The following is a 26,770-nucleotide window of genomic DNA, read 5'->3' on the forward strand; positions in this document are numbered from 1 at the left end:
GCCAGCGGCGCAGCCCTGTTTAAAGTCCCGCGATCTCCCGCAAGTGTGCCAACTCTTTGCGATCGATTTCGATCCCCTGCTCCTGCGACTTCGCCCGTGTGCGATGGCGCCGATCCCCCGGTAAACGCCGCAACCCCACCGCATGCATCTGCCGCACCAGCTCCTGGCTGCGCTCGGCGAACGCTTGCCCGGCGGTCTTGCTCGGGTCGATCACGATCAACAGTTGGCCGGTCCAGGGTGTACGCGCCCCCGGATGATCGGCCCAATTGAATTCGAAGGAAAAATTGCCGCCGGTCAACGCCGCAGCCAGCAGTTCGACCATCATCGACAACGCCGACCCTTTGTGCCCGCCAAATGGCAGGAGTGCACCGCCTTCCAGGATCGCCTTGGGGTCCTGGGTCGGCTGGCCCAGGCTGTCGACGCCCATGCCCGGCGGCAGGCGCTCGCCTTTGCGCGCGGCGATCTGCACATCGCCATGGGCGATAGCGCTGGTGGCCAGGTCAAACACAATCGGCATGCCATCGGCGCGAGGTGCGGCAAAGGCGATGGGGTTGGTGCCGAACAACGGGCGGTCGGCGCCATGGGGCACCACGCAGGTCATGCTGTTGACCACGCTCAGGGCCACCAGGCCTTCTTCGGCGAACGGCTCGACATCCGGCCACAGGGCGGCGAAATGGTGGGAGTTGTGGATCGCCATCAGCGCAATGCCAGCACTGCGGGCTTTCTCCACCAACAGCGCGCGGGCGGCTTCGAGCGCCGGTTGCGCAAAGCCGTTGGCTGCGTCCACGCGAACAAACCCTGAGGCGACATCCGTGACCACCGGCACCGCCTTGCCATCCACCCAGCCGCTGGCCAGGGTGCTGAGGTAACCGGGAATACGGAACACCCCATGGCTATGGGCGCCATCGCGCTCGGCACAGGCGCAGTTGCGCGCCAGGATCGCGGCCACCTCGGGGGAGGTGCCATGGTTCACGAAGACCTGATGAAGCAACGCCACCAGTTCGGTAAAGCCGATGCGGGCCGTAGCCTGCTCATGGACCTGTGACATCTGAAGCTCCGATTTTATGATTGGAAGGGGCAACCAGCGTGAAATCCAGGCCCACGATTAAACAACGCGGCCCGCGCATGCTGTCAACGTCTGTTTGTGCATCAGCCCCCACCGCTGCACTTATTTACCGCCGAGCCCGAACCGGCCCTCCTTACCCTGAGGCCTTCATACAATGACGGTGAGTATGCAATGGCCCGGGTCACCCCTCCCTACTTCTTCGATGAATTCCTGCTGCCCATAAAACGAGACGAACCCACACCGCGAGAACGTGCGCTGGGGTTGACCGTCAAGGACCTGGACTGGCTGCATCGCCTGTATTACGCGACCGACCACGCACGCCGAAACCCGGTGCACCAGGAAGCGCCTATGGTCGTGGAAAGCCTGCTGCTGCAGATCAACCAGAAACCGGACATCCCCCTCGCCGGCGCGTTCATCATGAGCCCCAGCCCCGACGGGCAAAAGGCACTGCTCTATACGCCCTATGACGGCCTGGAAGTGTTCGACAGCCGCGCCGACGTGCTCACCGAGATCACCGAGCGCCTGAAGGACCGCTCACGCCGCGCCGACTTGCTGCGCTTGCTGTCGATTGCCCAGCGCGCAACCCTGGACGCTGCCAAAGCACCGACCGTGGCGGCACAGGCCATTGAAGGCCCGGTGATGCAACATCAGGAGCAGGCGATCCAGCACGCCCAATTGCACAACGTGCAGGGCATGCTCGACCAATTGCGTCGTATTCCCGGGCTGCCAACGATGCTCGACACGTCCCTGGCCGTCATGGCGCGCGCCTACTTCCCCAGCCTCGATCACCGCGATACACGCATGAACAGCTTTGCGCTCAGTGACATAGCGCCTACTGCCGACCCGCAATGGCTGGCCTCCGTGCCGTTGAGCGAGGCCTTGCTGCACTATTACTTGAAACAGACCTGGCCCATCGGGCAGACGCGCACCTTTACCCATCCCAAACAGGTCACTTCGGGCTGGACGCCGACACAGGTGGCCCAGGACCAGCGTCGCTGGGAAAGCGTGGTGGAGCAGACAGCGGGAATCCTGTCGAAGCTGCTCGGCAGCTTGTTGCAGACCTACTGGAACGAAGACATCAAGGACGGCCACTCCCGCCTGGAGCTAGTGGCCCAGACCCTCAGCGACACGTTCCGTGCCGAGCTGCTGCTCAAGCGCCAACAAGGCATCCTGAGCGCCGAAGACAGCCAGCAGTTGCTGGCCATGTTTCTCCCGGACGCGGCAGCGCGCACCGCCCATGCCGAGAACCTGCGCATCGAAAAGATCCGCGTCAGCGCGCCCTCCCAGCACTATGTCGACCTGGCTGGCACGCTAATGATCAGCAATAGCCACGCCTACCTGTACACCCAGACCCGCGGCCTGCAGGTGCTCAAGAACATGGAGGATCTGAACGCCACCTTGATCAGCATGCTCAAGGCCAGCGGGCATGAGGACGAATTGCTCAATTTCCTATCCCTGGATGAACGCAATGTGCTGCTCGGCCTTGACCCGCTGCAGATCATCGGTGTGCCCATCAACGGCGACATCTTTACCGAACTGGCCAAAGACATTGCGGCCAAGCAACTGAGCAACATGGAATACGCCCTGGGCCTGTACCGTCGCAGCGACGGCCAGGTAAACCTGGAAGCGCTGCTGGACTGTGCCCTGGATGTACGCGGCCTGATCGACCATCGCCTGCACACGCTGGACGCCGGCGGGCGCTGGAGCCTGCACCCCATCACCAGCAGCAATGGACGCCCGTCCACGGTGCAGGCCGAACGCGCCAAACAACAATGGCAGCAGTTGAACACAGTTGAACAGGCACTGGCCTCGGACCGTGCGGCGCATCCGACACTCAGACGGTTGGCAGCCCATGCGCTGAATGCGGAGCTGGATAAACACCAACTTCCGTTGATGGCCGAAGAGGTGAATATCAATACCTACGCGACCGCCGCACAACAGCGCGAAGAACGTGCTCCTCTGCGCTCATTGAATATGGTCGAGCACTTCATCGAGCGCCTGGCGCATGAAGCCGTTTCGGTCCCCGAATCGACCACTGTCGGGTTCTACAGCGCACCTCGCAGCGGTATCGCTAAACAGTTGAACAGCCTGAGCACGACAACCTTCAACACAATCATCGACAGCGCGATGGTGACATTCGCCAACCATGATGTACGCCCACTCCCGCAGATGTTCCTCAACAGTCATCGCGCTCACCTGCGGCACGCCCTGATGCTCGGGCTGCGCAGCGAGGCAGAACTGCGCCGGTTGGACAACACCCTCAGGCAGCGCGGCCAGGAAATGCTCGACACCGTATTGCGCACCGACAGCCTGACGCGGGTGAAGCGCCACGCCTTGAATGGCTTCCTGCCGGACGCCTACGGGTTGACGCTGATGGTTGACGCCGCTTCACCCGCGCAGCCGTTGGCCAACTGCCTGGTGCTGACCGAACGCGGCGGCACCGACCCGCAGCGCTCCGGCCAGGCGGTGCTGTGGACGCCCCGCCGCGGTCATGAAGTGTTCAACTCCATACAGCACCTGCGCGAAACCTTGCAAAAACGCCTGCAAGACCCCATCCAACGCCTGCCCTTCCTGGAAAACCTGCCGAATCGCCTGCGCACGCCGCACCAGGCCTACACCCTCGGCCCACTGCAACGTATCGACGACGACCTGCTGGACAACCGCCTGCAAAGCCATACCGAAACCCTCACCGATAACGTCGATACGGTGCTGGCGATGAACCTGGGGGCGCGGCGCCTGCAGGACTATCTGGACGTGGTGATGCAGCAGGCCGTGCCCACCAACCTGCCCAGGGCCATGCAACTGGCACGGGCCATGGCCAACCAGCAGGCACTCCCCGTATGGCTGGGGATGGCGGCGCCCGATGAGCAGATCCTGCACGCCGAATTGCTCGAGCAATATCGCGTCAGTGCACCGGATGAACAGGATTACCTGCACGGAATCACACCACTGAACGAGCAGGTCAGCGCTGCATTGGTCACGCTGCTGGAAGCACGTTTCCCAGGCCTGGGACTGCACCCCGACAACATCCTGGTCCCGATCCGCAAGGCGCTGAACGGCAACACCCAGAGCCTGACCGACTTTGCCCAGCGTCACCTGCCCGACCTGCAGGCCGATGAAATCCACCCACGCTCGCGCACCGCGACACCCTTGCCCGCGACGCTGGACGGCACAGCAGTGGTGCAAATGGTGCAGCAGTTGGACCTCAAATCGGTGTATCAGACGTGGCTGACCACCCATCTGCTGGCCACGGACAACGACGCGCACACACGCCGGCAACGCTACTGCCGGCAGCTGCCCTGGCAGTTGCTGCAATACGCCCATGAGGAAAAACTCGAAGAACGGATTTCCGCCACGGCCTGGGGGTTTATCCAGCAGGTCTTCGACATGCCCGACGCGGTCGCCCGTGCGCAAGTCAGTGGCGTGACAGCGTGCATTCGCCCCTTGCAACTGGTTGCCACAGCCGGCGCGTCAGTGGCCGACGTGCAGGGTGTCTACCTGATCGGGCCGCAGACCAATGCCACAGGCCCCTGGGTGTTATACGCGCCCTACAGCCCGCACCATGTACTGCGCGAGTACGCTCGGGAAGAAGACTTGCTGAGTGAACTCACCACCCCAGGGCACTTGCAGGAATGGGTTCTCCAACAGTTGGACCCACCCCACCAGGCCACCTATCGAAACCTGCTGGCGCAGCATCGGCGCGACACGGCGGACATTCGGTTGGGGTCTGCTCCCATCCTGGGCAATATTCTCATGCGCCTGTTCAAGGACAACGTCGTACTGCTGACGAAAATGCTCGCCTGTCAATTCGACAAGCAAGGCGCGGCGCAATGGGGAGTGGTCGGTCGCCTGCTGCACAAGGGTGTTCCGAATGCGCTGACCTTCATGGCCGGCAAGCTCGCGTACCCATTGGTGGTGTGGCGCAGCTACAAGCTGTTCAAGGCCTCGAGTGAACACTTGCAACAACATCGCTGGGGCGAGGCACTCAGGACCTTTGTCGGCGGCGTGGCCGAATTGGCGTCCTTGCGCAAGGCGCTCAACCGGCTGTACCCGGACAGTGAACCTGCGACCACCTTTGATGACAATGACTGGACGCAGGCCTCTGCGACTACCACCCTCGCCACGCTGGATATCACCGCCCCGCAGCGCACCCACCTGCAGGCGTTCGAACAACACGAAGTCGCCCTGACGGACCTGAGGCACGACCCCAAGACCCAGGTCTATCACCATGTGGACACTGGCCGGGACTACGTGCCGGTGGCAGGCAAAGTCTACCCGGCGCGAAACGCCGGTACCCACTGGCGTATCCACCGCGATGAAGAGTCAGGGCCTGGGCTGGCGCTTACGCCGTCCAATCAATGGGTGCTGGACTTGCGAAACCGTGATCCTCGTTTCGGCAAATCGATGTCGCGGTTTGCCGGCCGGGCCGCGACTCGCATAGGGGAATGGGGCTCGATCAATATCGAAGCGGTCGGCATGACGCAGATCGCCGCACTGTCCAGTTGGAAAGCCCAGTGCATCAACGAGGCGCTCAACGTCGCCACGTACTACACGGTGACCTGCAAACGCAACATCCTCAACTTCGCGCTCACGCGCGACCCGCTGAGCCGGTTGGGCCGCTTTTTTACCGAGCTGTTCGGGGTTCATGCCTTGACGCCCGATCACGTCGGCAAAGTGGAAACACGGATCGATGAGGTGTTGAACGAACTGGTGAACCCCACGTTGATCAATCCTGACTCGATACGCTTTGTCACGGGGACCGCGCGCTACAGCCCGGAACACCTGATTGCCTTCACCCTGCCCAACGACATCGACAAAAAAATCTATTTGCTCGACCGTTTTTTTGCCCCCGATCTGGACATGTACCAGAACCGCTTGAATGCCCCTTTCAACATCATGGCCCACGCACGCGCCACGACCTTGATCCACGAGTTGACCCACTTGGTGTCTGACTCTGAAGACTTGGCCTACCTGGACAGCATGCGGCCGTTTACCGACCTGATCAATGTGCAGTCCCCGCGTGGCAGGCAACTCCATGCCGAACTGGATCACTTGCGCTTGAACGCCCTGTCTACCCAGACACCCGGCGTCATCTTGTTCAAGGTCTGGGACGATTACGCGCAGCAATTCGAAGAACTGGGCAGGCGCCACGCCTCCCGGACCGCACGCACCCGGGTGTTGAACATCACCGGCGCCAAGACACTCGACGATGCGCGCCAGGTGTTCATGAGTGACGACAGCAAACGCATCAACATCATCCTGGCCAACGCCGATTCAATCGCCTACATGATCACTCACCTGGGTCGAGAACTGGACCCGGGAGCCTGAGCAGCCCCCGGGTGGATATCAGTCTTTCTGATCGCGAATGACGTTGCCCGAAGCCCCATCTATGCGGGCTTCGTACACCACGCCATCCGACTTGCGACCCTTGACTTCCCAGTAGCCGTTGTCATCGGCTTCGGCGCCGTAGACCTCGACGTAACCGGCCTTGGTCTTGGCCACCTCGATGGCTTTTTCAATGGTGATCCAACCGGCGCCCGGGCGGTCGGCCATGGCGGCGCCGGCGCTGAGCAATGCGGAGGTTGCACACAGGGCGATTAATGTTTTCTTCAGCATTTTCGTACTCCATTGGTGGTAATGACTGACACGTGTCCTGAAATTTTTAGGCGCATCCAAACGAGAATAAGTTCCAATTGATGTGCAATCGCCATGATGGCTGTTCTCGCCGTCCCTCCCAGGAGGTTAGAATGTGCGAAATCAGGACGAGTTAATGAGCGAAAAAGCCCTTTCAGAAGCCGAATATGACGCTATCACCGACGCCGCCGCGCATTGGTGCATGCGCCTGCATGCGAGCGATTGCACGCCCGGCGAACGTCAGGCCTTTGCCCAGTGGCATGATTCGCACCCCCTGCACGCCTTTGAATACGCGGCGATGCTGGAGATCTGGGACGTCGCCGACCACCTGCCGCGCAGCGACACAGCGCCGGTGGTGGTGCCATTCAAACCGCGCAGCCGTTTGCGCACCTATGCGGTGGCAGCGGCTATCTGCCTGGCCGCCCTGCCCCTCGCCGCCTTTACCGGCTGGCAAGCCGGTTGGCTGCCGAGTTCCTATGAACGGTTCGATGCTGCCAAAGGCCTGCGCCAAGTGACGCTCGGCGACGGCAGCCAGGTGGAACTCAACCTGGGCACCGAGCTGGTCTACAGCAACTACAAAGACCAGCGCCGCGTCACCCTGAACAAAGGCGAGGCGTTCTTCAAGGTCAGCCATGACAGTGCGCACCCGTTTGTCGTGCACGCTGGCACAGGCCAGGTGCGCGTAACGGGTACCCAGTTCAACGTCTGGAAATATGAAGACCAGGTGCGGGTGATGCTGCTTGAAGGCTCGGTGCAGATCAGCAGCGACCCAGTGCACGGCAGCGTCCCCCTCACCCCTGGCATGCAGGCCAGCTATCAACAGGGCGATGCCACGCCCCGTGTGCAGGCGATCAGCCCCAACGACACAGCACTGGCCTGGCGCCAGGGCAAGCTGATCCTCGACAACCTGGCCCTGGCCGATGCGTTGCCGCTGATCAACCGCTACCTCAGCAAACCGGCGATGCTGGCCGACGCCAGCACCGGGGCGATTCGCATCGGTGGCATCTACAACATCAACGAGGTCAGCAACCTCATCCCCTCCCTGCCCAAGGTTTTGCCGGTCTACCTGACCCAGAACCAGGACGGCAATCCCGTCCTCAATTCCATTCCGCGTAAAGCCCCCAAAGGCTGAGCCTGTTGCGTCGTGCTTTTGGCTTCGTTGCGGCCGCACTGTCCATTTTTTTTACACACACCGTCCCTGGATCGCCCGTGCACAGCGGATTCATCGTTTCGTCATGCACGGTGTTACGGCGCTGATACAACGGGGTGAAGCGGTTGTGCAGTGGATGGATAGCCGGGCCTTCGAGGGCGGTTGTCTCACGGCTGATACAGCAAGGCCATCATTATGCCTTGCAGTTATCGCAAGCCTTTGAAAAACAGTAATAAATCAAAAGCGGCACGGGTTCTGCTCTTTCCCTGACAACGCTGTTTAGGGTCAGCGTGAAGAATAAGGAATGCCGCCGTGATCACACTCACTCAAGGTTCGATGAACGTACTGCTGGCCAGCTGTGTACTCAGCGCCAGTATCAGTCTTCCAGCCCTGGCAGGTGATGGTGTGATCGTGACGGGCCGCGACGTACAGGGTCATATGTATGGTCGCTCCTCCTTTGGCCCGGATCCTTACCCCCAGACCGCCAACGCCAATCCCAGCCGAGAAATCAACAGCGCCCTGTCGGGCGAGTTGAGCGACCGTGACTTCGGCGGCGTCAGCAGTGGCCTGGGCATCACTCGCACCGCCCTCCAGCCCAACAGCAACCTCACCGGCTTGAGTGCCACGCAAAACGGCATGTCCACGCTGGGCGCAGGCGCAGCAGCCAGCCGCTCGGGCGGCAGCGGCAGCATGGGTGGGCAGATCAGCGATTCGATTCAGCGCGGCATGGCGCCCCTGAACAATTTGGGCGGCATGCTGGGGGGCAAACCATGAAACGCTCCCTGTTCATTCTGGCCCTGCTGGGCAGCGCCGTGGCGATGGCCGACAACAACGCCGTGATCAACAACAGCGGCAAGGACTACACCGGCAACCTGATGATCAACCAGGCGGCGGGCAACCAGCAGCAAACAGCGAACAACCGCGCTGTCACGCTGGGCGGCCAGGCCACCACCGGCAATATCCAGAGGATGGACGGCAAGGTCGATCCTGCCCTGAACGCCAAGGCGGCGATCGAGGGTACTTCTTTTACCAATGGCAACGGCATGTTGGGCGTCAACCAGTCCGCCGGGGCCAATAACCAATTAGTCAATGCCGTGCGGATCAGCGTCAATCCTGGCCCGCAAGCCATCGACGACAGCGTCCTGTTGCAACAGAACACGACGACGCTGGCAACCGACTCAGGGCTCACCCCCACCACTGGCAGCCGCCAGGTCGTGACAAGCGACCAGGCCTTCACCGGCAGCCGAGGAGTGATACAGGTGAACCAGAGTGCCGGGGTGGGGAACCGAGTGGCTAACACCCTGGGCATCACTATCAAGTAACAGCTTGGTAGCACTAGCTAGACCGTACCAACACTTAACCAACTAATTAGAAGCAAGGAGAAACACCATGAAACCTCAAATGGCTCTGAAACCAATGGTTTTCGCGCTCGCCGCACTCATGGCTGCTGCAGCTCAAGCAGGTGGCGGTGGCTGGCATCCAGCGCCTCAACCAACTGGCGTGGTTGCCTCTGTCGTGACCGATGTGCAAAACAGCATTGGCAACAAATACGACGACACCAAGACCGAAAACAACGCCTCTGCCGATAATTCGGTAAACGGCAACAGCGGTAACGCCGGCGTCAACATTCAGGCCGGCAGTGGCAACCAGGCCGATAACTCTGGCGCCATCTCCAGCGCCAAAGGCGACTTTGCAACTGTGTTCGCTGTGGTCGATGTGAATCAAAACAGCGCACTGAACAACTTCGTCAACAAAGGCACCCAGAACAACGCCTCCCTGGATAACTCCGTGAACCGTAACTCCGGCAACGTGGGTTACAACGGTCAAGCCGGTCAAGGCAACCAGGGTAAAAACAACCTGGCAATCACCACGGCTGATGGCAAAAACATCGCAGCGGCTGCCAATACCGAACAAAACTCGCTCGCCAACAACTACCTCAATACCGCCGCTACCGGGTACGGCCATCACGGCGGCAAACCTCAATATGTGTCGAACAACGCCAGTGCCGATAACTCGATCAACAACAACTCCGGCAACATCGGTGTGAACCTGCAATCCGGTGCAGGCAACCAAGCCAGCAACAGCCTGTCTGTAGGCCAAGGCTGCAGCGTTTGCAGCAGCGGCGTGCGCTTCTGATCCAACGGGGCCTTGGCAACAAGGCCCTTTTTTATTCCAGTGTCCATTAGGTCAGACGATCATGCGCCTCACGACCCTCACCCTCTTGATGCTGCTCACCGGCCCGACCTGGGCAGGCACCATGGCGATTTCCGCCATGCCTGGTGGTGCAGTCATCTACAAGAAGGTCGAGAGCATCCGCGAACGCCGCTTCGCCAACCTGGTGGAACAGAAAACCGATTTCAGCTGCGGTGCCGCGGCACTCGCCACCATCCTGCGCCAGGGCTATTGGCTCGACGTCGACGAAGACCACGTGATCAAAGGCATGCTGGTCAATGCAGACCAGGACCTGGTTCGCACCCAGGGTTTTTCCATGCTGGACATGAAGCGCTACCTCGAAAGCATCGGCATGCGGGCCCGGGGCTACAAGATTTCGCCGGACACCCTGGTGACCGTGAAAATCCCCGTGGTGGTGCTGCTGGAGATTCGTGGCTACAAGCACTTCGTGGTGTTGCAGCGCGCCGACAAGGACTGGGTCTATATCGGCGACCCGGTGCTGGGCCACAAGCGCTATTCGCGCGACGACTTCGTCAAGGGTTGGAACGGCATCGTGTTCGCCGTGCTGGGTGAAGGCTACGACAAGGCCAATGCCTTGCTCGACCCGCCCACACCGCTCACCGCGAAGAACCAGCTGGACAAATTCCATCCTGTAAAAGATGCCGAGCTGATGGATTTCGGTTTCATCCAGAGCGACTTCTTCTAAGAAGCGCAATAAGGGGCAGGACGCTCCAGGAGCAGCAGATGAACACTTCCCGTTGGCTGACGGTCTTGTGTCTGGCAGCCTCAATGCCCGCTTATGCTTCATCGGCATTCAAGCCGATCGAACTCAAGGATTCGGAAATGGCCGAGTTGCGCGGCCGTTATGTGATGCCGGGGCGGATCATCAGCTTCGGTATTGTCATGAGCAGCACCTGGACCAATGCCGTGGGCGACACCCTCACCGGCAAGGCCAGCATGCAAGTCGACTCATCGACCATTACGCCACAGTTCTACGTGCAGACCACCGGCTCGACCGGGAATGGCACCAACCCGAGCACCGGCACCGGTAACGTCACCGGAGGCGCCGGCCTGGGCACCGGCACAGGCGTGACCCAGAGCGTGCGCGCTGCCGGCGACAAAAACACCGCCTACAACAATGTCGGGATCAACGTCACTGAAAACGGCTTTGCGCCTTCCAATGCCGCGCAATCGGGGCAGGTGCTGGTGGCCGGCGGTACTGTCACCGGCGACAGCGCGGCAGGCCGGGTGAGCGTCTCGGCCAACAATGGCGGCTTGCAGATGGCGATCCAGGCCAATCATAACCAAGGCAACAGCCTCCAGCAGATTGGTGGCGGCCAGGTGCTGCAAGGCACGGTACTGACCGGCAACAACAACTTCGTCAACAACATGACCCAGCTCAACGTGGTAATGAATAACGGATTGAACAACCCCGCGTTGAACTGCAACCTGGATCAACTCAAAGGCCTACGCACTCTCGGTTATTGAACTACGCTGACCCTCGACACTTTCGCATTAGAAAAGGACGGCTTATTTCATGCATCGATCGTTATCGCTACGTGCGGTGGTCTGTTTAAGTACGCTCTTGCCCGCATCCATGTTGTATGCCGCGCCAGACGCCGATATCGAGACCCTCAAACAGGAACTTCTGGAGCTCAAGCAGCGGTACGAAGTGCAGCAAAAAGCCCTGGCGGTGTTGGAGCAACGGGTGCGCCAGGTCGAGGACACGCCGGCGACGCCAGCACCCAAACGCCTGGCCAAATCCCCGGCGGACTTTCAGAAAGCCAGCGGTGCCACGGTGGCTGGCACGGGAGCGGCAGCGGCATCCGGCGGTGCAGGCGGCGGCAGTTCCTATGGGCAGTCGCTCAAGGACGATTCAGCGCCTGCGCAAAGCGTGAGCAACCTCTATAACGAGGCCAGCGGCTTCTTCGGTAACGGCAAATTCAGCTTTGAAACCGGGATCACGTATGCGCGTTACGATGCGCGCCAGCTCACGCTCAACGGCTTCCTGGCGCTGGACTCGATCTTCCTGGGTAATATCAACCTGGACCGAATCAAGTCGGACAACTGGACCCTGGACCTGACGGGGCGTTACAACGTCGATAACCGTTGGCAGTTCGATGTGAACGTGCCGGTGGTTTACCGCGAGTCGACTTATCAGTCCGGCGGCGCCGGCAACAACGCCAACGCCACCTCGGAAGAATCCGTGAGCCGTGACCCGACCATCGGCGACGTCAACTTCGGGGTGGCCTACAAGTTCCTCGACGAAACCCCCACCCTGCCGGATGCGGTGGTGTCGCTGCGCGTCAAGGCGCCAACGGGTAAAGAACCGTTTGGCATCAAGCTGGTCAGGTCAACCGCCAACGACAACCTGTATGTGCCGGAAAACCTGCCCACCGGTAATGGCGTGTGGTCGGTTACGCCAGGTATCTCGCTGGTCAAGACGTTCGACCCTGCGGTGCTGTTTGGTTCGTTCTCCTACACCCACAACTTTCAAGAGTCGTTTGACGACATCAGCAGCGACGTCAACCAGAAAGTCGGCGGCAAGGTCAGCCTGGGCGACAGCTTCCAATTCGGTGTGGGCGTGGCGTTCGCCCTGAACGAGAAGATGAGTATGTCGTTCTCGGTCTCCGACCTGGTGCAACGCAAGAGCAAGCTCAAGCCTAACGGTGGGGATTGGCAGTCGGTGGTGTCCAGCGATGCCAACGCCGGTTACTTCAACGTGGGCATGACCATTGCGGCGTCGGATAACCTGACGATCGTGCCGAACCTGGCGATCGGGATGACGGATGATGCGCCGGATTTTACGTTTAGCTTGAAGTTTCCGTATTACTTTTAGGGAGAGCCGGGGGGGGCTGCTTCGCAGCCCAACGCGGGGCAAGCCCGCTCGCCACAGCAAGCCGCCTTACCACGGCGAGCCCGCTCGCTACAGCACACAAGGAAAAGCCCCGCAACGATAAGGGTCGTTGCGGGGCTTTTCGGTTTACCCGCCCTAGCGGATCTGGTGTTTGTGCAGCAACCGGTAGAACGTCGGCCGGGAAACCCCCAGCACACGGGCCGCGACACTCAGGTTGTCGCTGTGCCGGTCGAGCACATCGCACAGCGCCTGGCGTTCGGCGCGGTGCTTGTAGTCTTCCAGTGTAGCCATCGGCGGCGAAACTGCCTGTTCAGCCTGCAATCCCAGATCAACGGCCTCGATCTGGCGCCCTTCAGCCAGCACCAGGCCACGGCGCACGCGGTTGGCCAGCTCGCGCACATTGCCCGGCCAGGCGTGCTTCGCCATGGCCACCAGGGCGCTCTCGCTGAAACTGCGCGGGCGGCGACCCGTCTCCTGGCTGTAAAAGCGCGAAAAGTGGTTGGCCAGCATCGCCACGTCACCATGACGCTCACGCAACGGCGCCGTCACCACTTGCAGGACGTTGAGCCGGTAATACAAGTCTTCGCGAAAAGCGCCCCTTTCGACTGCGGCCTCCAGGTCGACGTGGGTCGCGGCCAACACCCGCACATCCACGGGAATGGGCTGGCTGCCGCCGACGCGCTCGATCTGTTTTTCTTGAAGGAAGCGCAGCAGGTTGGCTTGCAGCTCCATCGGCAAATCGCCGATCTCATCCAGGAACAGCGTGCCGCCGTGAGCCGCTTCAATGCGCCCGACCTTGCGCTGATGGGCGCCGGTAAACGCGCCCTTTTCATGGCCGAACAACTCGGATTGGATCAGGTGTTCCGGGATCGCCCCGCAGTTGATCGCAACAAAGGGCTTGGCATGCCGCTGGGATTGACGATGCAACGTCTTGGCCACCAGCTCTTTACCCGTGCCGCTGTCACCACGGATCAACACCGGTGATTCGGTGGGCGCCAGCTTTGATAGTAGTTTGCGCAGCTCACGGATTGCCCGGCTGTCACCCAGCAGCTCATGCTCCGGCTCATCCACCAGGGTGTGGCCCTTGCCGCGCAGGCGCGCCATGCCGAAGGCACGGCCCAAGGTGACCTGCACCCGGGCCACGTCGAAGGGCAAGGTGTGGAAGTCGAAAAACCACTCGCAGACAAAATCACCCACGTTCTGCAGGCGCAGTACATCCGGGCTGAGGACGGCAATCCACTCGGTGCCGCTGCGGCCGATCAACTCCTTGACCGCTTCGGGGCGCTCCAAGTGGGAGGGTTGCAAGCGTAACAGGCCAACATCGCAGGACCGCTCGCCAACCGCCTCCAATGGGCAACTGTCGACCGCCCAGCCGGCCGTGCGCAAACCGGGCAGCAGGTCGTGGCAATCGTCACAGGGATCAACCACTAGCAACCGACGTTGAACGGGGGGCACACCCATGACTGTTCCTTGGCGTCAAAATTGTTAAAGTTATTTAGAAACAACGGTTTGTGACGCCTGCGGCTAACACTAGCAAGGTCTTGACGCACCGCTTGTACCGTTTCGCTATAAGTCGGGGCAAAAAGCCACTTCTGCGCGCCTTTGCCGAAAAGTTGGGCTATGCCGAAACTTTCATTCAGCTTTCAAAACAGCCGCTTACATGACGTCAATCACTAAAAGTTTAAAATAGTTGCTCTAACATGTGACCCGTACCCCGCCATCGTGCATCAGTACAAGTAACCCGCCGCACGGTCAGCCCAACCGCCGGCAATCACTTGAATGGGCATTTAGAGAGACGACCCACATGAACGCCCCGCTCCGCATCAACGAAGCTCTTTTGATCGCAGACCGTGCTTTCCAACCCTTTCAGTGCGTGGCCTGGCATGACGGCAATGGCGCCCTGAGCCTGAGCGTCATCGACCGCACCAATACCCGTATCGGCAGCCGGCAACTGGATGCGCGCACTTATTCCAACCCCGCACAACTTGAAGACTTGCTGTTGCAGGCGCGTGCCGAGTTGGACAAGAGCGGCTATCAGTTGCAAGCCTGGGCCATGCCGAAGTAACTCAGCGCACCGTTGAGCTGACGTCTTCGCTAAAGAACACCGTTTCGGCAACTTCGTGATCAATGTTCGAGCGCAGAACATTGATCAGAAGTTCCCGGTTAGAGGCGTAGTCCTTTAACTTCGCGTAGCCGATGTTGCGCTCGGCATAGCGTTTGAGGTGTCCACGGATAAAGTGGTAATCGATATCCGTGCAGCGACCGGCTCGTGGACTTTTCACGCACCTCGAACTCCAGAATCAACAGACGTACCATCACCCGCAAGGCAACCTCATGACATGAAGGCCATGCGGCAAAGTCAACGCCCCGAGGTGTGGGGCGCAGAATTCAGCGTCCATTGTTGGCGTACTGCATTGCCTTATCGCTGTAACTGTCTAGCGTATGTTGCAGCCGGCCAGGATAAACCGCTCGATCGCCTCGGCGGCGCCATCCTCGAGGTTACTGCCGGTGACCACACTGGCTTGACGCTTGACGGTTTCCTCCGCCTGCCCCATGGCAATCGACAACCCGGCCACTTCAAACATCGCCGGGTCATTGCCACCATCGCCGATCGCCGCGGTCTGCTCCAGTGGTATGCCCAGGTGTGCAGCCAGGGTCTTCAGGGCTTCACCCTTGTTGGCCAACATCGCCGTCACATCCAGATAAACCGGTTGTGAGCGCGACACGTGTGCCAGCCCCTGTACCTTGGGTTGCAACTGCGCTTCCAGCTCGACCAGCCGCTGGGTGTTGTTGCTCGCCGCGACGATCTTGTCGATCCGATCCAGGTAGGGCTCGAAACTCTCCACCACCACCGGCCCGTAGCCGAGGCCATCAGCTTCGCGCTGCACCATCGGCCCGGGCGGATGGCGACGCAGCCAGTCACCGTCGGCAAACACCCACACTTCCACGTCCGGCTCGCCTGAAAACAGCGCCAGGGTGACCAGCGCCGCTTCCGCCGGCAAATGGTGGGCAACCAGGATGCTGCCATCCGGGTTGATCAGCGTACCGCCGTTGAAGCCCGCCACCGGCACATCGATACCGAACGTTTCGATCAGATGCAGCATGGCCTTGGGCGGACGCCCGCTGGCCAGGCTGAAAAACACCCCGGCGTCACGCAGCGCACGCACCGCGTCGGCGGTGCGCTGGCTGAGGTGGTGGTCCGGGTGCAGCAAGGTGCCGTCCACGTCACTGAGGATAAAACGGATGGGGTGAATCGCTGCATCACTCATCCGAGGCTGTGCCACGTGCGGCCATCACGGGCCAGCAACGCGTCGGCGGCAGCCGGGCCGTCTTCACCGGCCTTGTAGGCCTGGATGCCGTCGTCTTCCTTCCACGCATCCAGGAAGGGCTGCACCGCACGCCAGCCGTTCTCGATGTTGTCGGCACGCTGGAACAAGGTCTGGTCGCCGGTCATGCAGTCGTAGATCAGGGTTTCGTACCCGGTCGACGGCTGCATTTCGAAGAAGTCCTTGTAGGCAAAACCCAACTGGATATTGGCCATGTCCAGGGTCGGCCCGGGCTTTTTCGCCAGCAAATCGAACCACATGCCTTCATTCGGCTGGATCTGGATTTTAAGGTAGGTGGGCTTGAGCTCGTCGACCTCGGTGTCACGGAATTGTGCATAAGGTGCTGGCTTGAAGCAGATCACGATTTCGGTGTCGCGCACGCTCATGCGCTTGCCGGTGCGCAGGTAGAACGGCACGCCGACCCAGCGCCAGTTGTCGATCATTACCTTCAGGGCGACGAAGGTCTCGGTGCTGCTGTCAGGCGCTACGTTGGGTTCTTCACGGTAGCCCGGCAGTGATTTGCCACCGATTTCACCGGCGGTGTACTGCCCGCGTACCGAATTGGCCCGCGCATCCTCCAGGGACCAGGGCCGCACGGCACCGATCACCTTGGCTTTTTCACCACGTACGGCGTCGGCACCAAAGGCTGCGGGCGGCTCCATGGCCACCATCGCCAGCAACTGGAACAGGTGGTTGGGCACCATGTCGCGCAGGGTGCCGGTTTTTTCGAAGAAATTGCCCCGGGTTTCAACGCCGACGGTCTCGGCGGCGGTGATTTGCACGTGGTCGATGTAATGGTTGTTCCAGAACGCCTCGAACAGCACGTTGGAGAAACGGCTGATCAGGATGTTCTGCACCGTTTCCTTGCCCAGGTAATGGTCAATACGGTAGATCTGCTTCTCGCTCATCACCTTGAGCAGGCTGGCGTTCAGCGCCTCGGCGGTGGCCAGGTCGGAGCCGAAGGGCTTCTCGATGACCACGCGCCGGAAGCTGTCGTCGGTTTCCGTCAGCAGGCCGGCACTGCCCAGGCGTTGCACCACTTCACTGAAGAAGCGCGGCGCGGTGGCCAGGTAGAACACCGCGTTACCAGTGCCACTGTCGGCAATCTTCTGGCCGATGTCGGCGTAGGTGCTGTCGTGGAGGAAGTCGCCCTCGACGTAGCTGATGCCCTTGGCCAGTTGCGCCCACAACGCTGGGTCGAGAGCGTTATCGGCATTGCCCTTGACCTTGCTCGCCGCTTCGGTGCGGATGAAGTCTTCGAGTTTCTTGGCGAAGTCGGCGTCGCTGATCGCATTGTGATCCACGCCGACAATGCGCAAGCCATCGCCCAGCAGGCCATCACGGCTGAGGTTGTACAGCGCCGGCATCAGCAGGCGCTTGACAAGATCACCATGGGCACCAAACAGAAACAGGGTGGTGGGCGGAGCGGGTTCGGCCTTGGGTTTCTTGCCGTTGGCGGTCATTTTTTGGAAGTCTCCACGTGACCACCAAAGCCGAAGCGCATGGCAGAGAGCATTTTGTCACCGTAAGTGCTCTGCTGGCGCGAACGGAAGCGGGCGAACAGCGAAGTGGACAGTACTGGCACCGGCACGGCTTGTTCCAAGGCGGCTTCGATGGTCCAGCGGCCTTCGCCACTGTCGGCCACCGAGCCTGAGTAGCCGTCGAGCTTCGGGTCGGTGGCCAGGGCGTCGGCGGTCAGGTCCAGCAGCCAGGACGAGACCACACTGCCACGGCGCCAGACTTCGGCGATGTCAGCGACGTTGAGGTCGAAACGCTGGTCTTCGGGCAGGTTTTCCGAATTCTTGGTCTTGAGGATGTCGAACCCTTCGGCAAACGCCTGCATCATCCCGTACTCGATGCCATTGTGGATCATCTTCACGAAGTGCCCGGAACCGGCAGGGCCTGCGTGGATGTAACCCTGCTCGGCACGCGGGTCGGCGCTGGCGGAACGGTCCTTGGTACGCGGGATATTGCCAAGGCCCGGGGCCAGGCTCTTGAAGATAGGGTCAAGGCGCTGCACGGTCTCGGCGTCGCCACCGATCATCATGCAATAGCCGCGCTCCAGGCCCCAGACGCCGCCTGAGGTGCCGACGTCGACATAGTGCAGGCCCTTTGCCGCCAGGGCCTTGGCCCGGCGCACGTCGTCCTTATAGTTGGTGTTGCCACCGTCGATGATTGCATCACCGTCTTCCAGCAGCGTACTCAATTCGTTGATGGTGTCTTCGGTGGGCGCGCCCGCCGGCAACATGACCCACACGGTGCGTGGCTTTTGCAGCCCGGAAACCAGGGCCTTGAGGTCGGAAACGCCGGTGGCGCCCTCTTCGCTCAGGCCTTTTACAAATGCTTCGTTACGGTCGTAAACAACGGTGGTATGCCCATTGAGCATCAGGCGCCGTGCAATATTCCCGCCCATGCGGCCTAGTCCGATAATCCCCAGTTGCATGTGCTGATGCTCCTAACTACTAAAAAATGTGTGACATAGTTTATAGCGCAATGCGGCTAATGAGGGTTAGTCCAGCGCGGATACCGCTAGTTTCATGGAAAAAAGTTGCCATCGTTTCAGCATCACGGCACAAAAAGTCACACGACCATCAAAAATAAAAAAGTTCCATTGCCTGCAAAAAGAATTCAGAATTGCCCTGACTGCTGCCGAGAACCTCGACTCAAGCGTTCTGGCAAACCGCGACACACCGGCTATTTGCGAGGTAAGCAATGAGCACTGCACAGATGACACGTCCGCCACAGACCCTCTACGTCACTATCCGTCGCGACGAGTTGCGCCAGTTGAAAGACGAGCGCGAACAGCTGCAGCAGGAAGTCCTGCGCCTGCGTGCCCATATCATCCAGGCCCAATTGGACCAGCCCGCCGGTGCACAACCCGCGCTCTGCTGAGCCCCGTCATCGCTTTGTAAGATAACCGCTACAAAAATCTCACAAAGTTTTCACATGCCTCTCCCGATACTCCAGCCCCCAAGGGCCACCCCATGCAAGGGTGGCTTCTGTTGCGTGCAGCACTGCGCGTCAACTGAAACATCAACGGGTTGGAGCGCTGGATGGCGATGTTCAAACGCAGCACCACGTCTGCGAAAGGCTTTGATTGGGCCGGCCTTGGCTGGCTGTTCCTGTTTTTCTGGTACTTCTCGGGCATTACCCAACTGCTGATCCAGTTGACTGGGACTTCCGGTTTCAGTGGTTTTCGCCAAGCCTTCTTCATGAGTGCACTGTGGCTTGCGCCCATGCTGCTGTTCCCCCGCCGTACACGACTGCTCGCCGCCTTGATCGGCGTGGTGCTGTGGGCGTGTTCCATGGCCAGCCTGGGTTATTTCTTCATCTACCAGCAGGAATTCTCCCAAAGCGTCATCTTCATCATGTTCGAGTCGAACATCTCGGAAGCCGGCGAATACGCCACCCAGTATTTTGCCTGGTGGATCGTGTTGGCGTTCATCGCCCATACCGCCTTCGCCGTCTTCCTGTGGACGCGGCTGCGCCCGGTCTACCTGCCTCGCGGCCAGTCGATGCTGGCGGCGGCAGCGATTGTGCTGGCGGTGGTGGGTTATCCGCTGGTCAAGCAGATCGCCACCAGCGACAACATGGAACAGGCCATCGATCGCTTTGAAACCCGTATCGAACCGGCCGTGCCGTGGCAGATGATCGTCGCCTACCGCCGCTACACCGAGCAACTGGACAACATGCAAGGCATGCTCGACAGCGCCAGCCAGATCCCGCCCCTGACCAACCTCAAGGACACCATGGCCGGCCAACCGTCGACCCTGGTGCTGGTGATCGGCGAGTCCACCAACCGCCAGCGCATGAGCCTCTACGGCTACCCGCGCAACACCACGCCGGAGCTGGACAAACTGCGTGACCAACTGGCGGTGTTCGACAACGTCATCACCCCGCGCCCCTACACCATCGAGGCGTTGCAACAGGTGCTGACCTTCGCCGACGAAGAAAACCCCGACCTGTACCTGAAGACGCCGTCCATCGTCAGCGTGATGAAACAGGCCGGCTACAAGACCTACTGGATCACCAACCAGCAGACCATGACCAAGCGCAACACCATGCTCACGACCTTTTCCGAACAGGCCGACGAGCAGGTGTACCTGAACAACAACCGCAACCAGAACGCCCGCCAATACGATGGCGACGTGCTGGCGCCGTTTTCCAAGGCCCTGGCCGATCCGGCCGAGCGCAAGTTCATCGTGGTGCATTTGCTGGGTACCCACATGAGCTACCAGTACCGCTACCCGCCAACCTTCGACAAATTCACCGACCGCCAGGGCGTGCCCGCGGGCATCAGCGACGACCAGTTACCCACCTACAACAGCTACGACAATGCGGTGTTGTACAACGACTTCGTGGTGTCAAGCCTGATCAAGGACTACGCCAAGACCGATCCGAACGGCTTCCTGCTGTACCTGTCGGACCATGGCGAAGATGTCTTCGACTCGATTGGCCACACCACCCTGGGACGTAACGAAGGCAAGCCGACAGCGCCGATGTACACCATTCCGTTCATGGCCTATGCCTCACCGAAATGGCGCGAAACCCACGACTGGAGCTTCGCCGGTGACTTGCAACGGCCCTACTCCAGCTCGCAGTTGATTCACACCTGGGCTGATCTGGCCGGTCTTAGCTTCAATGAACTGGACCGTACAAAAAGCCTGGTGAGTGACAGCTTCACACCGCGCCCGCGGATGATTGGCAACCCTTACGAGCGCCAACAAAAGCCCCTGATCGACTTCAGCCTGATCAAGCCGAAAAAGGCCAACCCGACCGACGTGGTGCTGCAGGAAAAACCGGCCTTGTAACAGAAAGATAACAATCATTCTCGTTTAAGCCTAAAGTTCCCCCTGTCCTTTCGTCTTTGAACCAAGGCCTTTTCCGACCGGAAAGGCCGCAAAGACGACAAGGAGTCTTCCGCGATGTTCGCGCCTTTCACCCGTTCCATGACGCTCACCCTCGGCCTCTTCAGCGTGGGCGCAAGCCCCGACCTGCTGGCTGAAACCGACCCCGAACACCAAGCCCTCGAGCTGCGGGCCACCAGCATCACCGCCGAGGGCCTGGGCGCCACCACCGAGCACACCGGGGCCTACACCACCGGCTCGATGAGCACGGCCACACGGCTGAACCTTTCGGTCAAGGAAACCCCACAATCGATCTCGGTGATCACTCGCCAGCAGATGGATGATTTCAATCTCAATACATTGACCGAAGTGCTACGCCAGACCACCGGGGTCAACGTCCAGCACAACGACTCCGACCGTGTGTCCTATTCCTCCCGTGGCTACGGCATCAACAACTTCCAGATTGACGGGATGCTCAACACCTTCGGCTACATGAAGTCCGATTCCGACACCATCATCTACGACCGCATCGAGGTGGTTCGCGGCGCTACCGGCTTGACCACTGGTGCGGGTGACCCCTCGGCCACGGTCAATATGGTGCGCAAGCGCCCCACCGCCCAGTGGCAGGCGAAAACCGGGGTGAGCGGTGGCAGCCATGACAACTACTACAGCTTCGTGGATGTCGGCGGCCCGTTGGCGTACGACGGCAAGCTGCGCGGGCGTACAGTGCTGGCCTATCGCGACAGCAAATCGTTCCGTGACAACTACGCGCTGCAGCGTGCAGTCGGCTACGGCATCCTTGAAGGCGACCTGTCGGACGACACCGTGCTGGCGGTCGGTTTTGATTACCAGGACAAAAAGGTACAGGGCACATCCTGGGGCACTGTGCCCTACTGGAACAGCCAGGGCGGCAAGGCTGGGTTGTCGCGCTCCACCAATATGGCAGCGCACTGGAGCTCCTGGCCGCTGACCGACAAGACCACCTTTGCCAGCCTCGATCACCGCCTGAATGGCGACTGGCACTTGAAGGCGGCCTACACCCATCGCCAGAGCGACACGGACGGCAAGGTCTACTACGGCGGTGCGGGGTTCCCCAACGACGACCGCAGCGGCATGACCGCCTGGGCCAGCCATATGCGCGGCACGTCGAGAATGGAGGCGATTGACCTGAACCTGGCTGGCAGCTATGCGCTGCTGGGCCGTGAACATGAACTGATGATGGGTTATGGCGAGGCCACGCAGCGGGACGTCTCGCCCGTGATGCGCAGCAGCATCCCCGGCGGCTACTACAGCATCGAAGACTGGAAATACATGGGCGGGATCGGCAAGTTCGCCGACACCGTGACCGAGCTCAAGGGTGAGCACAGCAGCAAGCAACAGAAAGCTGGCTACCTGGCCACGCGCCTGAGCCTTACAGAGCGCCTGCATGCGGTACTCGGCAGCCGTTATGGCAGCTGGGAGCTGGAAAGCGCGGCGCCTGAATACACGGCCAATGACCAATTGCTCAGGGCCAACAAGACCCGCCAGACCCACAACGATATGTGGACGCCCTACGCCGGGCTGCTCTACGACATCACGCCGGAGTACACCGTCTACGCCAGCTACACCGACATCTTCAAGCCGCAGAGCCTCAAGGACGTCAACGAGAAGTACCTGGAGCCCGTGGTGGGCAGCAACTATGAAGTCGGGCTCAAGGGCAGCTTGCTGCAGGAGCGCTTGAACGTAGCGGCCGCCTATTTCTGGAGCAAGCAGGACAACGTCGCCGAACGGGACTACTCCGTACTGCCGAACCCCAAAACGGGCGAGGAGTACTACAAGTCAGGCGGCAAGGGTAACAAGGTGAGCGGTTTCGAGCTGGAGGTGGCCGGCGAAGTGATGCCGGACTGGAATCTCACGGCCGGCTACACCTATACCCACTCATTGAATGGCACGCACAAACGCAACAACACCGGCCAGCCGCTGAACCTGCTGAAGGTCTCCAGTGCCTACCGTTTACCCGGTGCATGGCGCAACCTGACGGTCGGCGGTGCCGTGAACTGGCAGAGCGATATCTACGAATTCAGCAACCGGCCAACGGGGGCTCGTGACAGCAAGGGCAACCGGATCACCACACGGGCAAAGATCACTCAGCAGGCCTACAGCGTGGTCAACCTGATGTCCCGCTATCAGTTCGATGAACATGTTACGGCGTCGTTAAACGTCAACAATCTATTTGATAAAAAGTATTACGAGCGCGTTGGTTTTTATAACGGCGTGTATTGGGGTGACCCACGCTCGATCACCTTGGCATTGGACTGGAAGATGTAGGACCTTTTAACCAAAAGTTAACGAAATTGTTAGCTTTTGGTTTTTTTGGCGTTAATTCCTACTTAATAAACTCCCTCCACACTCGCCCCATGAATCTGATCAAGGACAGAGCGGATACCGATCACACTTACCGGAAACACTGCCATGAAACTCTCCACCCTGATGCTTGCCAGCCTGATGACCCTGACCTCCGCCGCCGCCTTTGCCGAAGGCGGCTCCGAGCGTTCCAAGGCGTTCTACAACGACTTCACCTTCGTGCAGCAACAAACCCACGGCACCGCTGCACAAACCGCGCTTGCCGATGGAAAGAACGTGAAGAAAGAAACCGCTGACCAGTCCGCTGCCGAGCAACAACCAAACACTTGATGTAACCGTAATACCCTTTGCCATCCCGCTCCTTTGGTTAAGGTCAACTTGGCGCCATTTAATGGCGCCTTTTTTTGCCTGTTATTTATTAAAGCGGTTTGCTCCAGAACAACATGCGCCCGTGGGCCGGGTCAAACTTCGAATCATCAAAACCAAACTTGCGATATGCCGATTGAGCCACGGCATTACCCTCGAGCACCTCCAGGGTGATCTTGCAGCAGCCACGCTGACGGGCAATTTCCTCGACCTTTTGCAGCATTTTCTGGCTCAGCCCCAAACCACGGAACGCCTCCATCACCGCCACGTCGTGGACGTTGACCAAAGGACGGCAGGCAAACGTGGAAAACCCTTCAAAACAATTGACCAGACCCGCTGGCTCACCGCCTACAAACGCCAGTACGCTGAATGCATGAGGCCGCTTTGCCAGCTCGCCTGGCAGTTGCTCCAGGAGGTCGGCGGGCAGGCTGTGGCCACCGCCCATCGGGTCTTCGGCGTAATGGTTGAGCACGCGGCCGATGGCGTCGGCATGCACGGGGTTGGTGTAGCTGGCTTGCAGCACCAGGATGTCTGGGGTGTCCATGTCCTTCCTCGATCACGATTACAAGGGATTCGGCTCCCTGTGAGGGGCACGATTGTAAGCGTGGAGCAGGCGCCAGATGAAGGAGATTAACTACAAATATGCGCACGAAAGCGCGAAGGTTACTCGGTTGAAAACGCGCAACCGGCCGACTCCTGGATTTTTTCGTACGGGCGTCAGCCGAAACGCTGCAACTGCATTTCTTGCAGGCGGCTGAGTGTCCTGCGGAAGGGAAATTCCAGGTAGCCCTCGGTATAAAGTCGCTCCAGCGGCACCTGGGCCTCAATGAACAATGGCACTTTACGGTCGTAGCACTCGTCCACCAAGGCGATAAACCGACGCACGCTGTCATCGTGCACCGACAACTCCGGCAATTCGCGATCACCGGCCACTACACGTTGCACGCCATCCTCAGTGCCGCGGGCAATCCGGCCAGGCCGTTTTTGCGCACTGAGGTTGGGGACTTCACCGAGCAGGATCGCCTTGAAGCAATCGCACAGCAGCATGAAGTCCATGGCCGCCAGCGGTTGTTCGCACAGGTCGGCGTAACGACACCAGAGCACCGTGTCGCTGGACTGCACGGCGACGATGGCGCGATGCCCTACCACGAGCGGCCCGCTGCGAGTCGGTTGACCTTGGGCCAAGCGCTGGAACACCCCCGCCAGCGCCTCGGGCTGGTTGACCCAGTAGCGCTGAATACCCGCGCCCGGATGCAACCGGTGATCCTCTCCCCCATCCACCGCAACCACCTGCATATGTTGCTTGATCGCCGCAATGCCCGGCAAAAATCGCTCGCGGTTGAAACCCTCGGCATACAGCTGGTCAGGTGGTTGGTTGGAGGTGCAGACCATCACCACGCCTTCATCGAACATCACCTGAAACAGCCGCCCGAGGATAATCGCGTCACCGATGTCATTGACGAACAATTCGTCGAAGCACAGCACGCGTACTGCCTGGCTCAGCTCCCGGGCCAGGGCCTGCAAGGGGTCGTGGGTGCCGGTCAGTTGGAACAGGCGCTGATGCACCCACTGCATGAAGTGATGAAAGTGCTGACGCCGCGCTGGCACCTGCAGGCTTTGGTAGAACTGGTCCATCAGCCAGGTCTTGCCCCGACCCACCGGGCCCCACAGGTACACGCCGGTGATCGGTGCATGGCTGTGGTGCAGGGCTTCGTGGCAGGCTTGCAGGGCGTCCACCGCGCGGCGCTGAGCGGCGTCGGCGACGAAACCCGGTTGAGCAACGGCGTATTGGTAGGCAGCGAGGGGCGAGTCGAAAGTCATGCCCGCCAGTATGAACTACAGCGAAATATCCAGCCGCGAAATCTTGCCCTGCTCGTTCAAGCGAAAGGTGTAGCGCAGCTCCAATGGGCTGCCCGGGAAATTGCCGGACACGATATTGCTGACCAGCACCTTGCCGGTACGGTGTTGCACCTTGAGCACTTCGACCCGCGGCTGGTAACGACGCCCGGTGTCTTCCATCCAGCGCGCAATGGCGGCAGCGCCGACCTGGTGCTGGCCCTCATCGAACACATTGGCATCCTCGGCAAAACACTGGGCGATAGCCGAGGTGTCACGGGTATTGGCCGCCGCGATATAGGCCACGATGGCCGGTGCCAACTCAGGGATAGACATGACACAGCTCCTTTCTGGGTGATTTGTAGTGCCATGCTAAGCCAGGGTTGTGTCAGTTTTTGTCAGGAGTAAACGGCCCGGATTCGTTCTGTTCCATCAACTTGCGCCAGGCCCGCAGCCAATCGCTGCGCCGCCCCGGGTAACGTTCGCCAAGCACCTGTGCACTCGCCACGCGGTCGGTGCGAAAGGTGCGATAGGCCCCCCGCAATTCACACCAGGCCACAATCACCCTCACTTCATTCAGAAAGCCCAGGGCCAGGGGCCAGATCAGGCGTTGGCTCTGGGTCTGGCTGGCGTCGGCGTAATCGATCTGCAGCTTGGCCTGGTTGCGAATGGCCTCGCGAAACACATTGAGCGGCACGCGGTTTTCCGGGTAACCGAAGCCGGGCGGCCCCGGCAGCAGCGTCGGGTTGCGCAAGGCTTCCTGGGCGGCAGGGTCGAGTACATCGGCGATCTTCGCCAGGGCATTGGCGGCAGCGCGGCTGAGCACGTCATCGCCGCGCTGGTCCACATATCTCAAGCCGAGCACGATAGCTTCGGTTTCCTCGGCGTTCAGCATCAAGGGCGGCAGAAACAAGCCACTGCGCAACACATACCCTACCCCCGCCTCACCAAAAATCGGCGCGCCCAAGGCCGTCAATTCGGCGATATCGCGATACAGCGTGCGCTCGGACACCTCCAACTGCGCCGCCAGCACGGCAGCGGTCACCGGACGCTTCTTGCCCCGCAGGGCCTGGAGCAAAGTCAGTAGACGAGTGGTACGTGACACGGGGCTTCCCGCCAGAAAATGGAAAAGTGCAGCAGCATAGCAAAGCCCCCTGTCAGAAATCGTCAGCA

The 26,770-nt window shown here is 60.3% G+C and carries 24 protein-coding genes; 13 read left to right on the forward strand and 11 right to left on the reverse strand.

Features of this window, described 5'->3' with window-relative positions; all coding sequences use genetic code 11:
• Positions 1-19: 19 nt before the first annotated feature.
• Positions 20-1,048, reverse strand: coding sequence for an Ldh family oxidoreductase (locus tag M2497_RS17430; protein WP_248481932.1), 1,029 nt, complete (start codon positions 1,046-1,048; stop codon positions 20-22).
• Positions 1,049-1,237: 189 nt separating this feature from the next.
• Between M2497_RS17430 and M2497_RS17435 the strand changes: the two genes are divergently transcribed.
• The gene (locus tag M2497_RS17435; RefSeq protein ID WP_248481934.1) at positions 1,238-6,394 is read left to right on the forward strand and encodes a DUF6543 domain-containing protein; all 5,157 of its coding nucleotides are present in this window, start codon (positions 1,238-1,240) and stop codon (positions 6,392-6,394) included.
• A gap of 18 nt (positions 6,395-6,412) precedes the next feature.
• Here the strand turns inward: M2497_RS17435 and M2497_RS17440 are convergent, their stop codons facing one another.
• The gene (locus M2497_RS17440) at positions 6,413-6,682 is read right to left on the reverse strand and encodes a PepSY domain-containing protein (RefSeq protein WP_248481936.1); all 270 of its coding nucleotides are present in this window, start codon (positions 6,680-6,682) and stop codon (positions 6,413-6,415) included.
• Positions 6,683-6,836: 154 nt separating this feature from the next.
• On the opposite strand from M2497_RS17440, the gene M2497_RS17445 reads away from it, so the two are divergent.
• The 7 genes from M2497_RS17445 (at position 6,837) to M2497_RS17475 (ending at position 12,861) form a co-directional block, all read left to right on the forward strand.
• Positions 6,837-7,832: a FecR family protein gene (locus tag M2497_RS17445; protein WP_248481938.1), complete on the forward strand. Its 996-nt coding sequence runs from the start codon at positions 6,837-6,839 to the stop codon at positions 7,830-7,832.
• Between the two features lie 330 nt (positions 7,833-8,162).
• Positions 8,163-8,624 (forward strand): hypothetical protein, encoded by a 462-nt coding sequence (locus tag M2497_RS17450; RefSeq protein WP_058424878.1) that lies wholly within the window; start codon positions 8,163-8,165, stop codon positions 8,622-8,624.
• Entirely contained in the window at positions 8,621-9,172 is a 552-nt protein-coding gene (locus M2497_RS17455; protein WP_248481940.1) for an adhesin, read from the forward strand. The genes M2497_RS17450 and M2497_RS17455 overlap by 4 nt, the downstream gene beginning before the upstream one ends.
• 67 nt (positions 9,173-9,239) lie before the next feature.
• Complete coding sequence (locus M2497_RS17460) at positions 9,240-9,986, forward strand: hypothetical protein (protein WP_248481942.1); 747 nt, start codon at positions 9,240-9,242, stop codon at positions 9,984-9,986.
• Between the two features lie 61 nt (positions 9,987-10,047).
• On the forward strand, positions 10,048-10,728 hold the full coding sequence (locus M2497_RS17465) for a C39 family peptidase (protein WP_058424881.1): 681 nt from the start codon (positions 10,048-10,050) through the stop codon (positions 10,726-10,728).
• A 38-nt stretch (positions 10,729-10,766) separates the two neighbouring features.
• A complete protein-coding gene (locus M2497_RS17470) occupies positions 10,767-11,510 on the forward strand; it encodes a hypothetical protein (protein WP_058424882.1) in 744 nt (247 codons plus the stop codon).
• A 49-nt stretch (positions 11,511-11,559) separates the two neighbouring features.
• Positions 11,560-12,861, forward strand: coding sequence for a hypothetical protein (locus M2497_RS17475; protein ID WP_248481943.1), 1,302 nt, complete (start codon positions 11,560-11,562; stop codon positions 12,859-12,861).
• Between the two features lie 153 nt (positions 12,862-13,014).
• Here the strand turns inward: M2497_RS17475 and M2497_RS17480 are convergent, their stop codons facing one another.
• Positions 13,015-14,340, reverse strand: a complete 1,326-nt coding sequence (locus tag M2497_RS17480; RefSeq protein ID WP_248481944.1) for a sigma-54 dependent transcriptional regulator — start codon at positions 14,338-14,340, stop codon at positions 13,015-13,017.
• A gap of 343 nt (positions 14,341-14,683) precedes the next feature.
• Between M2497_RS17480 and M2497_RS17485 the strand changes: the two genes are divergently transcribed.
• Complete coding sequence (locus M2497_RS17485; protein ID WP_058424885.1) at positions 14,684-14,944, forward strand: hypothetical protein; 261 nt, start codon at positions 14,684-14,686, stop codon at positions 14,942-14,944.
• Between the two features lies 1 nt (position 14,945).
• On the opposite strand, the gene M2497_RS17490 is transcribed toward M2497_RS17485, so the two are convergent.
• The 4 genes from M2497_RS17490 to gnd all read right to left on the reverse strand — a co-directional run bounded on the left by M2497_RS17490 (position 14,946) and on the right by gnd (position 18,648).
• On the reverse strand, positions 14,946-15,161 hold the full coding sequence (locus M2497_RS17490) for a hypothetical protein (protein WP_248481945.1): 216 nt from the start codon (positions 15,159-15,161) through the stop codon (positions 14,946-14,948).
• A 153-nt stretch (positions 15,162-15,314) separates the two neighbouring features.
• Complete coding sequence (locus M2497_RS17495) at positions 15,315-16,148, reverse strand: HAD family hydrolase (RefSeq protein WP_248481946.1); 834 nt, start codon at positions 16,146-16,148, stop codon at positions 15,315-15,317.
• On the reverse strand, positions 16,145-17,668 hold the full coding sequence (gene zwf, locus M2497_RS17500) for a glucose-6-phosphate dehydrogenase (protein ID WP_248481947.1): 1,524 nt from the start codon (positions 17,666-17,668) through the stop codon (positions 16,145-16,147). Before zwf ends, M2497_RS17495 begins: the two co-directional genes overlap by 4 nt.
• A complete protein-coding gene (gene gnd / locus M2497_RS17505; protein WP_248481948.1) occupies positions 17,665-18,648 on the reverse strand; it encodes a phosphogluconate dehydrogenase (NAD(+)-dependent, decarboxylating) in 984 nt (327 codons plus the stop codon). Before gnd ends, zwf begins: the two co-directional genes overlap by 4 nt.
• A 269-nt stretch (positions 18,649-18,917) precedes the next feature.
• Between gnd and M2497_RS17510 the strand changes: the two genes are divergently transcribed.
• From M2497_RS17510 to M2497_RS17525, 4 genes are all read left to right on the forward strand, one after another.
• On the forward strand, positions 18,918-19,097 hold the full coding sequence (locus M2497_RS17510; protein ID WP_255337132.1) for a DUF6026 family protein: 180 nt from the start codon (positions 18,918-18,920) through the stop codon (positions 19,095-19,097).
• 161 nt (positions 19,098-19,258) lie between these two features.
• Entirely contained in the window at positions 19,259-21,016 is a 1,758-nt protein-coding gene (locus M2497_RS17515; protein WP_248481950.1) for a phosphoethanolamine transferase CptA, read from the forward strand.
• A gap of 114 nt (positions 21,017-21,130) precedes the next feature.
• Positions 21,131-23,359, forward strand: coding sequence for a TonB-dependent siderophore receptor (locus tag M2497_RS17520; RefSeq protein WP_248481951.1), 2,229 nt, complete (start codon positions 21,131-21,133; stop codon positions 23,357-23,359).
• A gap of 144 nt (positions 23,360-23,503) precedes the next feature.
• Positions 23,504-23,725 carry a hypothetical protein gene (locus M2497_RS17525; RefSeq protein ID WP_071496030.1) on the forward strand — a complete coding sequence of 74 codons (222 nt, stop codon included), beginning with the start codon at positions 23,504-23,506 and terminating at the stop codon, positions 23,723-23,725.
• Between the two features lie 88 nt (positions 23,726-23,813).
• On the opposite strand, the gene M2497_RS17530 is transcribed toward M2497_RS17525, so the two are convergent.
• The 4 genes from M2497_RS17530 to M2497_RS17545 form a co-directional block, all read right to left on the reverse strand.
• Positions 23,814-24,305, reverse strand: a complete 492-nt coding sequence (locus M2497_RS17530; RefSeq protein WP_248481953.1) for a GNAT family N-acetyltransferase — start codon at positions 24,303-24,305, stop codon at positions 23,814-23,816.
• A gap of 173 nt (positions 24,306-24,478) precedes the next feature.
• Positions 24,479-25,582 (reverse strand): cell division protein ZapE, encoded by a 1,104-nt coding sequence (gene zapE, locus M2497_RS17535; RefSeq protein ID WP_248481955.1) that lies wholly within the window; start codon positions 25,580-25,582, stop codon positions 24,479-24,481.
• A gap of 15 nt (positions 25,583-25,597) precedes the next feature.
• Complete coding sequence (locus tag M2497_RS17540; RefSeq protein WP_071490655.1) at positions 25,598-25,933, reverse strand: nuclear transport factor 2 family protein; 336 nt, start codon at positions 25,931-25,933, stop codon at positions 25,598-25,600.
• Between the two features lie 52 nt (positions 25,934-25,985).
• Positions 25,986-26,702: a YafY family protein gene (locus tag M2497_RS17545; protein ID WP_248481957.1), complete on the reverse strand. Its 717-nt coding sequence runs from the start codon at positions 26,700-26,702 to the stop codon at positions 25,986-25,988.
• Positions 26,703-26,770 lie beyond the last annotated feature (68 nt).

Origin of the sequence: Pseudomonas sp. CYM-20-01, assembly GCF_023169845.1 — a bacterium.
Lineage (GTDB): Bacteria > Pseudomonadota > Gammaproteobacteria > Pseudomonadales > Pseudomonadaceae > Aquipseudomonas > Aquipseudomonas azotoformans.